This window comes from Acutalibacter sp. (assembly GCF_056800975.1).
Genome location: NZ_JBQISV010000049.1, coordinates 1 through 15732, shown reverse-complemented (window position 1 = coordinate 15732; position 15732 = coordinate 1). Strand labels below are relative to the sequence as shown.

Here is a 15732-nt window from a genome sequence, read left to right as displayed (position 1 = left end):
ACATCAACTTCAAGGCCGACCCCTATGAGGCCAAGAAGCTGACCGAGAAATATGACAACGAGCGCGACACCCTGTGGTTCAAAGTCACCGGCCTGGATGCCCAAAAGAAATATAAGGTTACTGTCACCGGTCCCGCTTACCCCTCTCCGTCTCCTGATGTGACCATTCTTAACGATGGCGACACCCAGAAAACAGAGTGGCTTCTGCGCCTCAGCCTGAACAAGTGGGCCAACGAGTACAATACCGGCACGGTTGCAGGCACGTATGACATCGAGGTCCGCGAAGCCGGAGCGGTGTCTCCTTCTCCTGCGGCCGAGGGCGCGAAGGAAGAGCCCACTCCCGGCCCCGTGATGGCCATGGGAAGCTATGAGGTTACCAAGCTCACCATCGACGCCAACGGCGGCTACTTCAACCAGATTTTCGAGCATGAGGACAAGGGTGAGAAGCACTACTACAACGTAGAGGCAACCTACACCCCCGCTCCCACTCCTGCCCCCACCGAGGAGCCTACCCCCGATCCTACCGACGAGCCCACTGCGGAGCCCACTACCGAGCCAACTGAGGAGCCCAGCCCATCTCCTGACAGCACGGAAAAGCCCGAAGCCAATAAGGAGAATGAAGAGGGCAAAGAGGAGAATTCCGGCGAGCAGCCCGCTGCACGCGAGGGTGAACCCTCCCCCAGTGCCGAGCCTACCGCCGCTCCCGCCAAAATCTCCATCTATGTGGGTGAAGACGACCTGAAAGCCATTGAGGCAGCGTCTAATAACGCCAGCCTGGACGGCATCATGACATTTGCAACCAGAAAAAACGGTGAGATGGTTGGACCTGAGAACGGACAATGGATGCAGTATGCGCCTGATCAGGTACATGCCCCCGTGTCCTATGAGGACACCCGCACCTTCATGCGCTGGGCGTATACGAATGGGACTTTGACGGCTATGACCGACGCGGCTCCCACTCCCGCCCCCACCCCCGCCCCTCCCGTCATCCCCCCCATCGTAAGCACCCCCACCGCGGCCCCCACCAGTGAGCCCACTCCCGCCCCCAGCACCGAGCCCACCAGTGAGCCCACCAGCAACCCCACTACCGAGCCTACCAGCCAGCCCTCCGACAAGCCCACCTCTACCCCCACCCCCACCCCCGGCGCGGTTGAAATCAAGCCTGAGGTCACTGTGGACGAGAACGGTGCGGCCAGCGCAGAGGTTGCCGGCGACCAGGCCAACCAGCTGGTAGAGGCTGCCAAGGGCGACAACGTGTCCAACGTCACCGTAAAGGTAGAGGCCCCCGAGGACAGCGCCCCCATTACCGAGGCCACTGTCACTCTGCCCGGCCAGGCTGTAGAGCAGCTGGGCTCTGAGGCCAATGTGGACATGACCATTGACACCCCCGTGGGCAATGTCACCCTGCCCGGCAGCTCTCTCAGCTCCCTGGGCAAAGACGCGGAGAAGGTGACGGTTACCGTTGCCCAGAAGGACGACAGCACCGTTGCCATTGAGGTGAAAAAGGACGGCCAGCTGGTGGAGAAGGACCTGGAACTGAAAGCGGAGCTTCCCGCCTCCAATAATGTTTCCAACACCACCGTGGCCGTGATTGTGGACAAGAACGGCAAAGAGACCATTGTGCCCAAGTCCGTTGCCGAAAACGGCAAGGTTACCGTTCTGCTGAAGGACGGCAGCGCCACCCTGAAGATTAAGGACAACAAGAAGACCTTCCAGGATAAGATCCCCTCCTGGGCTCAGGACAAGGTGGACTTCATGGCCAGCCGCGAGCTGATGGTTGGCAATGAGAAGGGCCTGTTCGCCCCCGATACCAAGATGAACCGGGCCATGCTGGTGCAGGTGCTCTTCAGCCTGGAGAGCAAGCCTGACACAGGCGTTACCGACATGTTCGGCGACGTGAAGCCTGGCAAGTGGTACACCGCGGCTGTGTCCTGGGGCGCCCAGAGCGGCGTGATCGCAGGCAAGCCCAACGGCGACTTTGCTCCCAACGAGAACGTCACCCGCGAGACCATTGCGGTGATTCTCTACGCCTATGCCAAGCATTGCGGCATGGACACCACGGTCAACGGCAGCATCAGCGGCTTTGGCGACGCCTCTAAGGTCAGCGGCTGGGCCAAGAACGCCATGAACTGGGCCATTGGCGCTGGGGTTATCTCCGGCGACGGCAAGAACCTGAACCCCAAGGGCGAGGCCAGCCGTGCCGAGGTTGCCACCATGATCACCGGCTTCATCAAGACGATGACCAAGTAAAAACCGATTAAAAGCTAAGCGGTTTCCCGCTTTTTGAAAACCCCCTTTCCGCAGGCAGGCGGCGCGTTGCGCTGTCTGTCTGCTTTTTTGCGGCATTCCTCCCTCCCGGGCAGGGCCGGGGGAGGTTTCCACTTTATTTCAAAAAAATGTGGAAAAATTCCCCAAGCCATGATAGAATAGATTTGATATTGTCATCAGGAGGCTTCCCCATGGAAAAAACCCTCTATGTCAGCGACCTGGACGGCACCCTGCTGAACCGGCAGAGCCGCCTGCCCCCCTTCACTCAGCAGGCCCTGAACCGGCTGCTGGAAAAGGGGATGCTCTTCACCTTTGCCACGGCCCGGTCCTGGCACTCGGCCCATGTGGCGGCCCAGGGCCTCTCTCCCTCCCTGCCCTGGATTATCCACAACGGCGCGGCCTTTGCCAACGGCCAGACCGGTGTGAGAACAGGCGAGGTCTTCTTCACCTACCCCCAGCGAAAGAAAATTCTGGACAGCTGCGTCCGGCGGCAGCTCTGGCCCCTTGTCTACAGCGTGCGGCAGGGGGAGGAGAAGGTGTTCTACCTGAAGGACGCCCCCCTGCATGAGGGTATGAAGCACTACATCGACAGCCGTCCCGGAGACCCCCGGCTGGCCCCGGTGGCCGGCCTGGAGGAGCTGCTTCAGGGCGGGACCTATTATTTCACGTTTATTCACACCAAAGAGGCCCTTGCCCCTCTCTGGGAGGAGCTGAAGGACCTGCCCTGGCTGAACCTGACCTTTCAGCAGGAGCTCTACCGGCAGGAGTATTGGCTTGAAATCACCTCAGAGCAGGCCACCAAGGCCCAGGCGGCCCTCCGGCTGAAGCAGGAGCTGGGCTGCACCCGGCTGGTTGCCTTTGGAGACGCCATGAACGACCTGCCCCTGTTTCAGGCAGCGGAGGAGAGCTATGCCACGGCCAACGCCATGCCCCAGGTAAAGGCAGCGGCCACAGCAGTCATTGGCAGCAATGAGGAGGACGGGGTAGCCCGGTTCCTTCTGGAACGATTTGGGGAGGTGCTGGTATGAAGGGAATCATCAATTTGCTCCGGGTACTTCTCATCGGCGTCTGGGGCCTGGTGCTGACAGTCTGCGTCAGCCTGTATTTTGACGCCCACAGCCCCCGGCAGCTGCCAGGAGGCCATGCCCCCTGGACTGTGGCGGACAGCGCCATGGAGCCCAGCTACTGCAAGGGCGACCTGGCTATTCTGAATATGAAGCAGGCCGCAAAGCCCGGGGACGCGGTGCTGGTGAAGGGAGAAGCCGGCCCGCTGTTCCGGCGGATTATCGGCACCACCGAGGACCAGTACATCTTTAAGGGCGACGGAGGGGAGGAGAGCTTTCTGGCCGGGCCCCAGGCTGTCACAGGGGTCTGCGTCGCCTACCTGCCCGGCTGCGGGGCCGCGGCGGCGTTTTTATACAGCCTGCCGGGCATTCTCCTGGTGGCCGCTGTGGGGCTGACATTGATCATTCTCCCCGGGAGGCTGAGCAGAGATAAGAGGGTTGCCCCTGCTCAGCCGGTTCAGCCAGCCGCCAGCCCGGAGGAGGCTCCCAGAGCCCAGAGGCCCCAGAGGGCTGTCCCCCGGTCCCAACCAGTGGAGAGGCCCCGTGGGGCTGGGGAGGCTGAACCGCCGGGCCAGGTCCACAGGAGCAGCCGGGGCGGCTATAAGCCCCGGCACTGAGAAGGGAGGCCCCATGTCAGAATACCCGAAGAAATATAAGAAGGAATCCGACTGCTCCTATACTCTGGGCCCCTTTCCCACCTTCGAGCTGCTGAAAAGCCGCCCGAACGCGGTCCGGGCCGTGTACTACCGGGAGGACTTCCGGGAAAAGGACAAGCTGCTGGCCCTGTGCCGCACCCTGGCTGTACCCTGTCAGTGCTCCTCCAAGGCCTTGGAGCGCATCTCGCAAAAGGAAATCTGCTATGCCGCCGCCGTGTTTGAAAAATACCCCGGCCGGCTGCGGCCCCAGGCTCCCCACGCGGCTCTGGTCTGTCCCGGGGACATGGGGAACCTGGGGACCATTCAGCGCACTCTGCTGGGCTTTGGCCTCAGGGACCTGGCCATTGTAGGCGGCGGCGCGGACCGGTGGAACCCCAAAGCCATCCGGGCCTCCATGGGCGCGGCCTTCCGGCTTGAGGTGGAGGAGTTCCCGGACTTCCCCGCCTATCTGAACGCCTATGGGCAGGGGCGGGATATCTTTCCCTTTATGCTGGACGGGGGACAGGTGCTCACCCCGGAGAGCTGTCCCCTGTCCGGCTGTTATACCCTGGTGTTTGGCAACGAGGCCACCGGCCTGCCCCCCGAGTACCGGCAATACGGCCAGAGCCTGTTTATTGCCCAGAGCAGGGAGGTGGATTCTCTGAATCTGGCAGTGGCGGTGGCAGTGGGGGCCTGGGTCTTCACCACAAGAAACGGAGGAATACAATGAGCGGTTCACCTTTGGCGGCAGTGTTTGCCGACGTCCACGGCAACTACCTGGCCCTGCAGGCCTGCCTGGAGCTGGCCCGGGCCAGAGGGGCCCGGCAGTACCTCTTTTTGGGCGACTACATCACGGACCACGCCTACCCCCAGCGGGTGATGGAGCTGCTGTATGAGGCCCGGGAGCGGCATTCCTGCATTTTTATCCGGGGGAACCGGGAGGAGTACATGACCGGCTACCGCAGGCGCGGAGGCTGTCAGCCGGACGGAACCCCCTGGCGGGACAGCTCGGCCCAGGGTGCGCTGCTGTCCTGCTATGAGAATCTGACGGCAAAGGATCTCGACTGGTTTGAGAGCCTGCCCATCTACAGCGAATGGCGTCCCCAGGGCGCGCCGCCGGTGGCCCTGTGCCATGGGGCGCCCTCCCATGTGCGGGGGGCCATGCGGGGAGACCCGGACTTCTACCAGGAGCTGGCGGGGCTGGGCCCGGACCTGCTGCTGAAGGGCCACAACCACAAGTGGTTCAGCCTGACATATAAGGGCAAGCGGGTGGTGTGCGCCGGGTCGGTGGGCAACCCCATCACCCGCCGTACCAGGCCCGGAGGACAGGAGGTCACCGAGCTGGCAAAGGTGGCCCAGATGCTTTTCCTCCACCTGGAGCAGGGCCGCTGGAAGCCGGAGCTTGTCCGGGTCCCCTACGACTGGCAGGGTGCGCTGAACAACCTGAAGACCTCAGGGCTGTGGCAGCGGGCGGCAGTGTGGGCGGCGCTGCTGCGGCATAATACCTTGACAGGGACCGACCCCTGCGGCGCTGTGCCCAGCCAGGCGGCGGAGCTGTACCGGCAGGAGACCGGCACAGAGGCCCCCTGGCCCCAGGTGCCGGAGGAATACTGGCGGAGAGCGGCAGAGGAGTTCGGCATTGACCTGGCGTGGAGCTAGGGCGTGTTCACACAAGCGTTCGTGCGCGTCTTTTTGGCAGTTTTTTGCCATCTTCTGCGCCAAAAATTCTTGAAGTACGCCAGTACATCTGCGAATTTTTACTTGAATCTGCCAAAAAACTGCTCAAAAATCCGCACACTCAGCTTATGTGAACACGCCCTAGGACAGTCCTCCGCCATTGTGCCAGGCAAATTCATAAGAAGCAAGCCCAGCTGGGCTCCCATATCCCCTTGCGGCAGCAGGGGAGAGGGAGGCTCTGATTTTTATCGTCTTTTCAGGAAGGAGTTATTATGACAGAAAAAACACAGCGCATCCGCAGCATGACCGAGGGCAGCCCCACCCGGCTGATTATCACCTTCGCCCTGCCGCTGATGCTGGGCAATGTCTTTCAACAGCTTTACACCGTGGTGGACACCGCCGTGGTGGGCCAGGTGGTGGGGGTGCAGGCCCTGGCCGCAGTGGGCGCGGCGGACTGGCTCAACTGGCTGGTGCTCAGCGTGATGCAGGGCCTGGCCCAGGGGTTTTCTATTCTGATGGCCCAATACTTCGGGGCCAAGGACTACCGCCAGCTGTCCCGGTCCATAGGGGCCTCGGTGACCCTGTGCGGCATTGCCGCGGTGCTGATGCTCACCGCCAGCCAGCTGGCCGCCGAGCCGGTGCTCCGGCTGCTGAACACCCCGGAGGGCATTCTGGGCGACTCCCTGCTGTACCTGCGCATCATCTTCGGGGGCATCCCCATCATCACAGCCTATAACCTGCTGGCCTCCATTCTCCGGGCCCTGGGCGACAGCAAGACCCCCCTCTACGCGGTGGTGGTGGCAACCGTTGTCAACATTGCCCTGGACCTGCTGTTTGTCATGGGCTTTCACTGGGGCATCGGGGGCGCGGCAGCGGCTACGGTTATTGCCCAGGCAGTTTCTACGGTATACTGCTACTTCAATGTGCGCCGAATCACCGTCATTCAGCTGAAGGGGGAGGACCTGAAGCCCGCCCCCGCCATGACCGCTACCCTGCTGCGGCTGGGCTTTCCCGTGGCCCTGCAAAACGCCATTATCTCTGTGGGGGGCATGGTGGTGCAGTCGGTGGTCAACCGGTTTGGTATGCTGTTCATTGCGGGCTTTACCGCCACCAACAAGCTCTACGGCCTATTGGAGATTGCCGCCACCTCCTACGGCTACGCGGTCACCTCCTTTGTGGGGCAGAACCTGGGGGGCGGGCTGCTGGGGCGCATTCAAAAGGGTATGCGCTCGGCAGCGGTAATCGCCCTCATCACCTCGGCAGTCATTGGCGGGGCCATGCTGGTGTTCGGCAGGGCCTTTCTGGGCCTGTTCATCTCCGGCACCCCTGAGGAGGTCGCTGCCTCCATGGACATTGCCTACCGCTATCTGGCGGTGATGAGCATTGGCCTGCCCGTTCTCTATATGCTGCACATCTACCGCTCGGCGTTAATGGGCCTGGGCGACACGGTGATCCCCATGGCCTCGGGCTTTGCAGAGCTGGTCATGCGGGTGGGCATTGCCCTTTTGCTGCCCCTTGCCATTGGCCAGGACGGCATTTACTACGCAGAGGTAGGGGCCTGGGCCGGCGCCGCTGCGCTGCTGACCGCCTCCTACTTTGTGCGCATGGGGCGGCTGACACAGCGGGCGAAAAAAACCTGAGAGTATCGACCGGCGGAGCTTCCGCCGGTTTTTTTGCATGTAACTTTAATTTAAGAATATTGACAAAGTCGCTAAATAATGTTATGGTACAAATATAAACTATAGCGGCTTGATGTTTGTTACTTTTGTGGTTAGAAGGTGATGCTTATTAACATGTAATAGCTTTATACTGGAATCACTCACAAAGCTCTATGAATTGCGCAAAAAAGAATTAAAGGAGTATGAATGTCTATGAGAAAGAACAATATGTCAAAAAAATCGATTACGTTATTGCTTATTGCTTTATTGTTTGTTTCTGCATTGGTCGTACCAGCAAACGCTCATGAATATAAGTCACATAAATTGACGAAAAGGTTGGTTTTTTACCCTCAGGCTGGGTTTGGGGATACAACCATTGATCATTTTAATCAAGCATTGTGGCAATGGAATAAGGAATGTGATGTTTACTCTCTTCAAAGGTCTCTAACAACACATAACAGGACGGATTTTTATTCCCCAACTGGGGAAGATCAGGTTAGTAGAATATACCATGTACAGAATCCATCAGATACAGCTCCGGGCAGATCTACTACATTTTTTAGTACAACCACAAATGAAGTAGTGTATGCCAATATAAATATAAATACATCCCATCTATTTTCGAATGGCGGAAATAAGAACTCATATGATGTATGGACTGTGTTTATCCATGAAGCTGGTCATGTGTTGGGTTTTGGCCACTGTGATTTTGATTCCGTTATGAATGTATACCCAAAAGGTACAATACAACGATATCTGACACAGTTTGATACCTCTGCATTAAACTATAAGTACAAATAACGAAAAGGAGATATAAAAATGAAAAAATACATGGTGGCAGGCATTTTGCTTATCGCAGTAATCACACTCGGCGTGGTCCTGAAATTGGATAGGACCAAGAGTATCCCTGTTCCTGAGGACGCTGTAGTAAGCCAGGAAAGCACTCAGGAGAGAACCCCGTCTGCATATGATTTGACAGAGGACAGCGATTTCTATACTGTGGTTTCGGAATACACAGTCCCCTATGAGCTGGACGCGCTGGTTGAGGAGTCCACTCTGATCGTTCTGGGGACGGTGGAGGAGGAATCTGCGCCGTTCCTTATTCAGGGAGTCTCAGGGCTGGGCGAGCTGGCATATACGGACTACAGCGTCAATGTGTCAGACATTGTACGGGGGAACGCTGAAAGCGGCGGGCAGATCACGGTCCGGCAGGAGGGGAACCCCCATCTGACCTCTGTGGTCTATGAAGACGCCCCCATTTTGGAGGTGGGGAAGGAATACATTTTCTTTCTCCAAAAGCCAGGCATGGGCGGTGGCTTCAACACGGAGGGCGATTATTACTACATTCTCGGGTCCCGGCAGGGGCTTTATGAGGAGTATTCAGATGTGGCCCCGCTGAATGGAGAAGGGGATGGAGAAAAAATCTATGTCAGCCAGCAGAAATTATTGCGGAATGAGTCCATCGACGCAGGGGTCCTGACCATTCAGAGAAACGCGGTGGACGAGGACCTGGGAGACATGGTTGAAAAGAACGACGGAGCCTTGTCCTGGCATGCCTTTTATGACACAGTACAAGAGAAAAATATAGCCTGTCCTGTAGATGAAAACGCCAAACGGAAGGAGATAGAGCAAAATTACAAGGCTAACCTGGACAACGGCATTATAACAGAGGAAGCGTACCGGCAGGCAATGGACGGCCTGGACCAATATGCGCAGATCGTCCCCCTAGAGCCTGGTGCAGCCTCGGAAAAAGCGGTTGGAACAGACATGAGGGTCTTCATATCATAATATAAAAACACAACCACCTTATGCGCAGGCCCCCCAGCGGACCTGCGCAACTCATATCAAGCATTTCCCCCGCCCCCTGTGCTATACTGTCTCCTGTCAGGAGGGATGAACCTTGTACCATCACCATCAGGCGGTCCAGCAGATGACCCACTGGACCGAACAGAATCTTCGGGATGAGGAGCTGGGTCTGCTGGAAATGTCCCGGGCAGTGGGCTACTCGCCCTGGTACTGCTCCACCCTGTTCCACCGGGTGTGCGGCTGCACCCTGAAGAGCTACGCTGCCCGGCGGCGGCTCAGCCAGGCGGCGTTGGAGCTGCGGGCCAGCCCCCGGCGCATTCTGGACATTGCCCTGGACTGGGGCTTTTCCAGCCAGGAGGCCTTTACCCGGGCCTTCCGGGAGGCCTTTGGCTGCACCCCCGCAGCCTATCGCCGGGCCCCCCGGCCCATTCCCCTGTTCATGGGCAAGGACGTGTTTCATCCCTGGCAATATTCCGCGATGAAGGAACCATCGCAAGAAGGAGGCAGCGACATGAGCAAGGCAGAGTTGAGAGAGGCAAGAGTGCGGGTAGAGTACATCCCCGCCCACAAGTACATTGGCATCTGGGACAAGGAGGCCGTCTGCTATGGGACCTTCTGGGAGCGCCACGACTGCGACCAGGTCTGCGGCATCATTGAGAGCATGAGAGACAGCTCCCACCCGGTGGTGACCTCCCACACCGCAGGCTGGTACTATGCAGACGGCGCACGCCGGTACTTCTACGGCTTCGGTGTGCCCGAGGACTATGACGGCCCGGTGCCCGAGGGCTTTGAGCTCCGTGCCTTTCCCGGCAGCTACTACCTGGTGTTCTACCGTCCGCCCTTTGACTATATGGAGAACAACGAGGAGGTCATGGGCCGGGTGGAGAACCTTGCCTGGAGCTACGATCTGGACAACGAGCACCCCGACCCCAGCGGCATCAGCACCTCCCATCGGGGCGGGGGCAGGTTCCAGTGGAACGAGGAGGCCTGCCAGTGCTACCAGCGCCACTATCCGGAGGGCGTCGGCTATGAGGTGCTGCGGCCGGTGAAGCTGAAATAACCGGCAGCAAAAAGGGAAGCGTCCCCGGAGGACGCTCCCCTTTTTTACTTTCATATGGGACCGGAACCCAGTCTACCGCACCACCAGGTAAATGCAAACCGTGTGCAGTACGCTGCCCGCCAATACAAACAGGTGGAACACCGAGTGGACGTAAGGCGCCTTTTTTCCCAGCCCATACAGTACCGCGCCCAGGGTATAGAGCAGGCCCCCGGCCAGCAGGCACCCAAAGCCCACCGGGCCCGCGTTCTGCCGCAGGGTGCCCATGGCGAACACCACCACCCAGCCCATGGCCAGATAGCAGACCATAGAGAATATTTTAAACCGCTCCACGCTCACCGCATTAAGAATGATTCCCAGCACAGCCGCCGCCCAGACCACGCCCAGCATCACCCAGCCCTGAACGCCCCCCAGGCACACCAGGGTAATGGGGGTGTAGGTGCCTGCAATCAGCAGAAAAATCGTGCAGTGGTCCAAAGAGCGGAAAAACCGCTTTGCCCGGCTCAGCCCCAGGCCCAGCCCGTGGTAGATGGCGGACACAGTGTAAAGGGTAATCATCGTCGCGCCAAACACGCACACGCTGCTGACAGTCAAGGGGTCCTTGCGGCAGAACACCAGCAGCAGCACCAGCCCGGCCACAGCCAGCAGCGCCGAGGCCCCGTGGGACACAGAGGAGAAGATCTCCTCTCCCAGAGAGTACCGGGGCAGGCCCATGGCCTGACACAGGTCCCGGCGGGCTTTAGCAGAATAAGTGGTTTTCAACTTCATGGTGTTCTCCATATCAAACGCTCCTTCCGGTTTTTGAATCGCAGCATCTGGTTTTAAAAACTCTTTATGCCTATATTATACACCGCGTCGCAGAAAATTGCAAGGGGATGCAAGGGGAAAGAGAAAATTTTTTCAACCCCAGGCCTTTCTGGGGCGTGTCCCTTTTACAGAATGATGAAGGGTCTGATATCACCCACCTGACTCCATGGAGTACCAAGCCCCGGAGAGCCCACAAGTCCCCACGCCGTACACCACAATAAAATGCCCGGTGACACGCCACCCAGCCGCCGTTGATTTTTTCGCCGGACTGGTCTATAATAGTCCTACAATATCAGTATAACCTGTGAGGCGATTGAAATGTATCCTTACCGCAGCTGCATTTTCGACCTGGACGGCACCCTTGCCGACACCCTTCACTCCATTGCCTGGTTCGGCAACCGCACCCTGGAGGCCTTCGGCCTGCCGGCCATTGACGTTGTGGACTACCGTCTTCTGGTAGGCAACGGCGCCCAGGTGCTCATGGACCGGATGCTGGCCCAGGTGGGGGCCCAGCTCTCCCCCGAGGACCGCCGGGCCTTCCGGGCGGAGTACGACCGCCGTTACGCCGCCGACCCCCTGGCCCTGGTGGGGGCATACCCCGGCGTGCCCGAGAGCTTGGCGCGCCAGCACGAGAGAGGCGTCCGGCTGGGTGTGCTCTCCAACAAGCCGGACGACATGACCCGGGCCATTGTGGCCGGGCTGTATCCGGACATTTTCGACGTGGTGCACGGCCAGCGGGAGGGCATTCCCACCAAGCCCAACCCAGCCGCTCTGCTGGCCATGGCCGGGGAGCTGGGTGTCCCGCCGGAGGAGACTCTCTATATAGGCGACAGCGGCGTGGACATGGACGCGGGCCGCGCTGCGGGCATGGACACCTGCGGGGTGCTCTGGGGCTTCCGCACCCAGGAGGAGCTGGTGGCCCACGGAGCAAAATATCTGGCGGGCGACCCAGGGCAGCTAGTGGGAATTATCGAAAAACGATAAAAATATATTGACATACGATAATGGCAGAGGTATAATGGAAGCACAAACCAGACGGAGGTGCTTCTGTTATGACAAACCAGACCAATGGCCAAGAGCAAAACCACAGGCGTATGCAGGGGCTGACCAAAGCCGCCACGGTGTTCTCCAAGCTGTTTGAGGTCGCATACTGGGTCGGCGCGGCGGGCTTTCTGGTGGGGCTGGCGCTGTTTATTCTGAGCCCCTATGTGCCAGGAGACTGGGTTTTCGTCATGACGGCGCAGGAGGAGCTGACCGTCCAAGGCTTCTCTCTGCTCGTCACCGGCCCTGACGCCCAGCTGATTCGTCCGGCGGTGGTGATTTTCCTGGTCACAGGTGCCGTGGTCCTGGGGCTGATGGCCTTCATCTTCCGCAACGTGAACCTGATTCTGCGCACTACCCAGGGATTGACCAGGTTCTCCCAGGGCAAAACCCCCTTTCAGAAGGACAACGTGCGTATGGTGCGGGAGATGGGGTTCGCCTTTCTGGCTGTGGCAGCAGTGCAGCTGACTGCCAGCGCCCTGGCCTTTTTACTTCTGGGGCCAGAGGTCGCAGAGGCCGGCGTGAACATGAGCAGCGCGGTCACAGGCGTTCTCATGCTGTGTCTGTCCCAGGTGTTTGCCCTGGGCATGGAGATGCAGAAGGACGTGGACGGACTGGTGTAAGGAGGAGCCATGGGACACATCATATTGCGGCTGGACCGGGTAATGGTGGAGCGAAAAATATCGCTGAACCAGCTGGCGGAGCAGGTGGGCGTCACCAATGTGAATCTGTCGAAGCTGAAGAACAACCGGGTGAGCGCCATTCGTTTTTCTACCCTGGCGGCGCTGTGTCAAACGCTGCACTGTCAGCCTGGGGACATTCTGGAATACCAGGAGGACGAGTGACAGGGGCCGGGGAAAGAGCATAACGGAAGGAGCGTTTTCTAACATGAAAACGCTCTTTTTTCATCCCGGCTTTTTGGAAAAAGACAGAGAGGAGCGCCAAACAGGCCGCAGCTCTACCAACCGTCGAGAACCGGCGGGGAATACAGGGAATCGTTCTGGAAGACGCCCCGCCGGTTTTGCCATAACCGGCTAAAGAGGTGGACAAAAAACTGTCAATGCGCTGAATTTTGAAATTATTAGCAAAACCTCTTTCATTTTTCGCCCCGTCCGCTATAATAGAGAGAACTTTGTGAACTCTCTATGGAGGAACCGCGGCCTCTGGAGAGACCCCCCAAAATTTTTATCCGGCTTCACCGCCGGGGAGGAAATCATCATGTTTCAGCTCAGATGGGTCTGGACGCGCATGGCCGGCTACCATAAGCGCTATGTCTTCGCCCTTTTCTCCACCGCCCTGCTGGCCGCCATGGCCCTGGGCAACTCTCTCATCACCGCCAGAATCATGGACGCCGTCTTTCAGCCCCTGCAGGCCTCCGGCACAGTTCCCCCCGGGGCGGTGCATCAGCTGGCCGTGCTGGTGGCGGCGCTCATCGGCTTTGTGCTCTTCCGCACGGGCTTCGGCTATCTCTCTGTCATGACCTATGAGACCTGCTCCCAGAAGCTGGTCTACCAGCTGCGCCGGGACCTGTACAAGAACATGCAGGAGCAGGACCAGGCCTTCTACGGCCAGTACCGCACCGGCGACCTGATGACCCGCCTCACCGGCGACATGGACATGATCCGCCACGCGGTGTGCTGGGTCATCCGGCAGCTGATCCACTGTGTGGTGCTGTTCACCACCACCGCCGTCACCTTTCTGCTGACAGACTGGCAGTTCGCCCTGGTTATGCTGGCTGTCACCCCGGTCATCTTTGTGCTCACCATGCTGTTCTCCCGCCGGGTGCACCCCCTGTATGTGGAGCTTCGGGAGAAGCTCTCCAGCCTGAACACCGCTGCCCAGGAGAACATCTCCGGCAACCGGGTGGTCAAGGCCTTTGCCCGGGAGGACTACGAGATTGCGCGCTTTGACCAGAAGAACCGGGAGTATAAGGAGGCCAACAAAACCGCCTCGCTGCTGTGGCTGAAATACAGCCCCTTTATCGAGACCCTCTCTCAGTCCCTGTCCATTGCCGTGCTGCTGGTGGGGGGCGTCTTCCTCATCAACGGCCGCATCACCATTGGCACCTTCACCATGTTCAACGGCCTGACCTGGACCCTCTCGGACCCCATGCGCACCCTGGGCATGCACCTTAACGACCTGCAGCGGTTCTTTGCCAGCGCCAACAAGATCATTGAGCTGTACTACTCCAAGTCCACCATTGTCTCCCGGCCCGACGCGGTAAAGCCCAAAACGCGCCCGGCGGGCAAGGTGGAGTTCCGGAAGGTGGGGCTGAAGCTCCACGGCCACCAGGTGCTGCAGGATATCAACCTGACAGTGGAGCCCGGAGAGACCCTGGCCATCATGGGCCCCACCGGCGGGGGCAAAACCTCTCTGGTCAGCCTCATTCCCCGGTTCTCCGACGTGACCAGCGGCCAGGTGGACCTGGACGGCATGTCTGTGCGGCGGTATGACCTGAAGTCCCTGCGCTCCTCCATCGGCATGGCCACCCAGGATGTGTTTCTGTTCTCCGACACCGTGGACGGCAACATTGCCTACGGCGACAGCGATATGCCCGAGGAGGAGATGCGCCGCTTTGCTAAAATGGCAGACGTGGACTTTGCCGAAAAGCTTCCCCAGGGCTTTGACACGGTCATCGGCGAGCGGGGCACCGGCCTCTCCGGCGGACAGAAGCAGCGCATTGCCCTGGCCCGGGCCCTGGCTGTGCGGCCCAGCGTGCTGATTCTGGACGACACCACCAGCGCCGTGGACCTGGAAACCGAAAAATACATCCAAGAGCAGCTGGCCTCCCTGGACTTCCCCTGCACAAAGATTATTGTGGCCCAGCGCATCTCCACCACCAAGCGGGCGGACAAAATCGTTGTGATTGAGGACGGAAGACTCACCCAGCTTGGCGCCCATCAGGAGCTGTCCCAGCAGCCCGGCTATTACCGGGAGGTCTTCCTGCTGCAGAACGGCCAGGACCAGGCCGGAGACGGCTTGAAAAAGGAGGTGGGCTAAATGGCCAGAAACCGCTTTGACGTAGACGAAAACCTGGAAACCCCATTTAACATAAAGCATCTGCTGCGGGCCGGCACTTACATTGGCCGGCACAAGAAAAAGATGGGCCTCTCCCTGCTCTATTCCGCCGTCTCCGCTGCCGCGGGGCTGCTGGGGCCTCTGCTGGTCCAGCGGGGCATCAATGTGTCGGTGCCCAATAAGGATATAAAGGAGCTGGCGCTGCTGTCGGTGTGCATGCTGGCGGCCATTGTCACCTCCATTCTCTTTGCCCGGGTCCGCAGCAAGTACATGATTGAGGTAGGACAGGAGATTATCTACGACATCCGCAAGGACCTGTTCGCCCACCTGCAAAAGCTGCCCTTCCAGTTCTACGACGACCGGCCCCACGGAAAGATTCTCACCCGGGTCATCAACTATATCAACAGTGTGTCCGACGCGCTCTCCAACGGCATCATCAACTTTGTGCTGGAAATTTTCAACCTGGTTCTCATTGCCGTCTTCATGCTCATCTGCGATGTGCGCCTGTCCCTGGTGGTCATGGCGGGCATTCCCCTGCTGTTGGTGGTCATCTTCCTGGTAAAGCCCGCCCAGCGCCGGGCCTGGCAGGATGTGTCCAACAAGAGCTCCAACCTGAACGCCTACCTTCACGAGAGCCTGGACGGCATGAAAATCACCCAGGCCTTTGTGCGGGAGGAGGAGAACGCCGCCATCTATGACAAG

Annotated in this window: 15 protein-coding genes; 14 read left to right on the top strand and 1 reads right to left on the bottom strand. The window is 59.2% G+C overall.

The features are described 5' to 3' along the window. The 9 genes from ACTO5E_RS06860 to ACTO5E_RS06820 form a co-directional block, all read left to right on the top strand. A partial coding sequence (locus ACTO5E_RS06860; RefSeq protein WP_482302667.1) for an S-layer homology domain-containing protein occupies positions 1–2249 on the top strand: 2249 nt, incomplete at its 5' end. Between the two features lie 209 nt (positions 2250–2458). Continuing rightward, the gene (locus tag ACTO5E_RS06855; RefSeq protein WP_482302666.1) at positions 2459–3295 is read left to right on the top strand and encodes an HAD family hydrolase; all 837 of its coding nucleotides are present in this window, start codon (positions 2459–2461) and stop codon (positions 3293–3295) included. Continuing rightward, positions 3292–3948, top strand: a complete 657-nt coding sequence (locus ACTO5E_RS06850) for a S24/S26 family peptidase (protein ID WP_482302665.1) — start codon at positions 3292–3294, stop codon at positions 3946–3948. The genes ACTO5E_RS06855 and ACTO5E_RS06850 overlap by 4 nt, the downstream gene beginning before the upstream one ends. Positions 3949–3961: 13 nt before the next feature. Then, complete coding sequence (locus tag ACTO5E_RS06845; RefSeq protein WP_482302664.1) at positions 3962–4696, top strand: TrmH family RNA methyltransferase; 735 nt, start codon at positions 3962–3964, stop codon at positions 4694–4696. Then, on the top strand, positions 4693–5625 hold the full coding sequence (locus tag ACTO5E_RS06840; protein ID WP_482302663.1) for a metallophosphoesterase family protein: 933 nt from the start codon (positions 4693–4695) through the stop codon (positions 5623–5625). The genes ACTO5E_RS06845 and ACTO5E_RS06840 overlap by 4 nt, the downstream gene beginning before the upstream one ends. 290 nt (positions 5626–5915) lie before the next feature. Next, on the top strand, positions 5916–7283 hold the full coding sequence (locus ACTO5E_RS06835) for an MATE family efflux transporter (RefSeq protein WP_482302662.1): 1368 nt from the start codon (positions 5916–5918) through the stop codon (positions 7281–7283). Positions 7284–7514: 231 nt separating this feature from the next. After that, positions 7515–8102, top strand: coding sequence for a matrixin family metalloprotease (locus ACTO5E_RS06830; protein WP_482302661.1), 588 nt, complete (start codon positions 7515–7517; stop codon positions 8100–8102). A gap of 18 nt (positions 8103–8120) precedes the next feature. Beyond that, the gene (locus ACTO5E_RS06825; RefSeq protein ID WP_482302660.1) at positions 8121–9089 is read left to right on the top strand and encodes a hypothetical protein; all 969 of its coding nucleotides are present in this window, start codon (positions 8121–8123) and stop codon (positions 9087–9089) included. A 112-nt stretch (positions 9090–9201) separates the two neighbouring features. After that, the gene (locus ACTO5E_RS06820) at positions 9202–10167 is read left to right on the top strand and encodes a helix-turn-helix transcriptional regulator (RefSeq protein ID WP_482302659.1); all 966 of its coding nucleotides are present in this window, start codon (positions 9202–9204) and stop codon (positions 10165–10167) included. Positions 10168–10239: 72 nt separating this feature from the next. Here ACTO5E_RS06820 and trhA read toward each other — a convergent pair whose 3' ends face one another. Beyond that, the gene (trhA, locus tag ACTO5E_RS06815) at positions 10240–10944 is read right to left on the bottom strand and encodes a PAQR family membrane homeostasis protein TrhA (protein WP_482302658.1); all 705 of its coding nucleotides are present in this window, start codon (positions 10942–10944) and stop codon (positions 10240–10242) included. A gap of 345 nt (positions 10945–11289) precedes the next feature. Here trhA and ACTO5E_RS06810 point away from each other — a divergent pair, with 345 nt between their 5' ends. The 5 genes from ACTO5E_RS06810 to ACTO5E_RS06790 form a co-directional block, all read left to right on the top strand. Further along, on the top strand, positions 11290–11955 hold the full coding sequence (locus ACTO5E_RS06810) for an HAD family hydrolase (protein ID WP_482302657.1): 666 nt from the start codon (positions 11290–11292) through the stop codon (positions 11953–11955). A gap of 68 nt (positions 11956–12023) precedes the next feature. Next, complete coding sequence (locus ACTO5E_RS06805) at positions 12024–12635, top strand: hypothetical protein (RefSeq protein WP_482302656.1); 612 nt, start codon at positions 12024–12026, stop codon at positions 12633–12635. A gap of 9 nt (positions 12636–12644) precedes the next feature. Further along, positions 12645–12857: a helix-turn-helix domain-containing protein gene (locus ACTO5E_RS06800; RefSeq protein WP_482302655.1), complete on the top strand. Its 213-nt coding sequence runs from the start codon at positions 12645–12647 to the stop codon at positions 12855–12857. Between the two features lie 373 nt (positions 12858–13230). After that, positions 13231–15012: an ABC transporter ATP-binding protein gene (locus ACTO5E_RS06795; RefSeq protein ID WP_482302654.1), complete on the top strand. Its 1782-nt coding sequence runs from the start codon at positions 13231–13233 to the stop codon at positions 15010–15012. Then, positions 15013–15732 (top strand): ABC transporter ATP-binding protein (locus tag ACTO5E_RS06790; protein ID WP_482302653.1); only part of this gene is annotated, 720 nt, incomplete at its 3' end.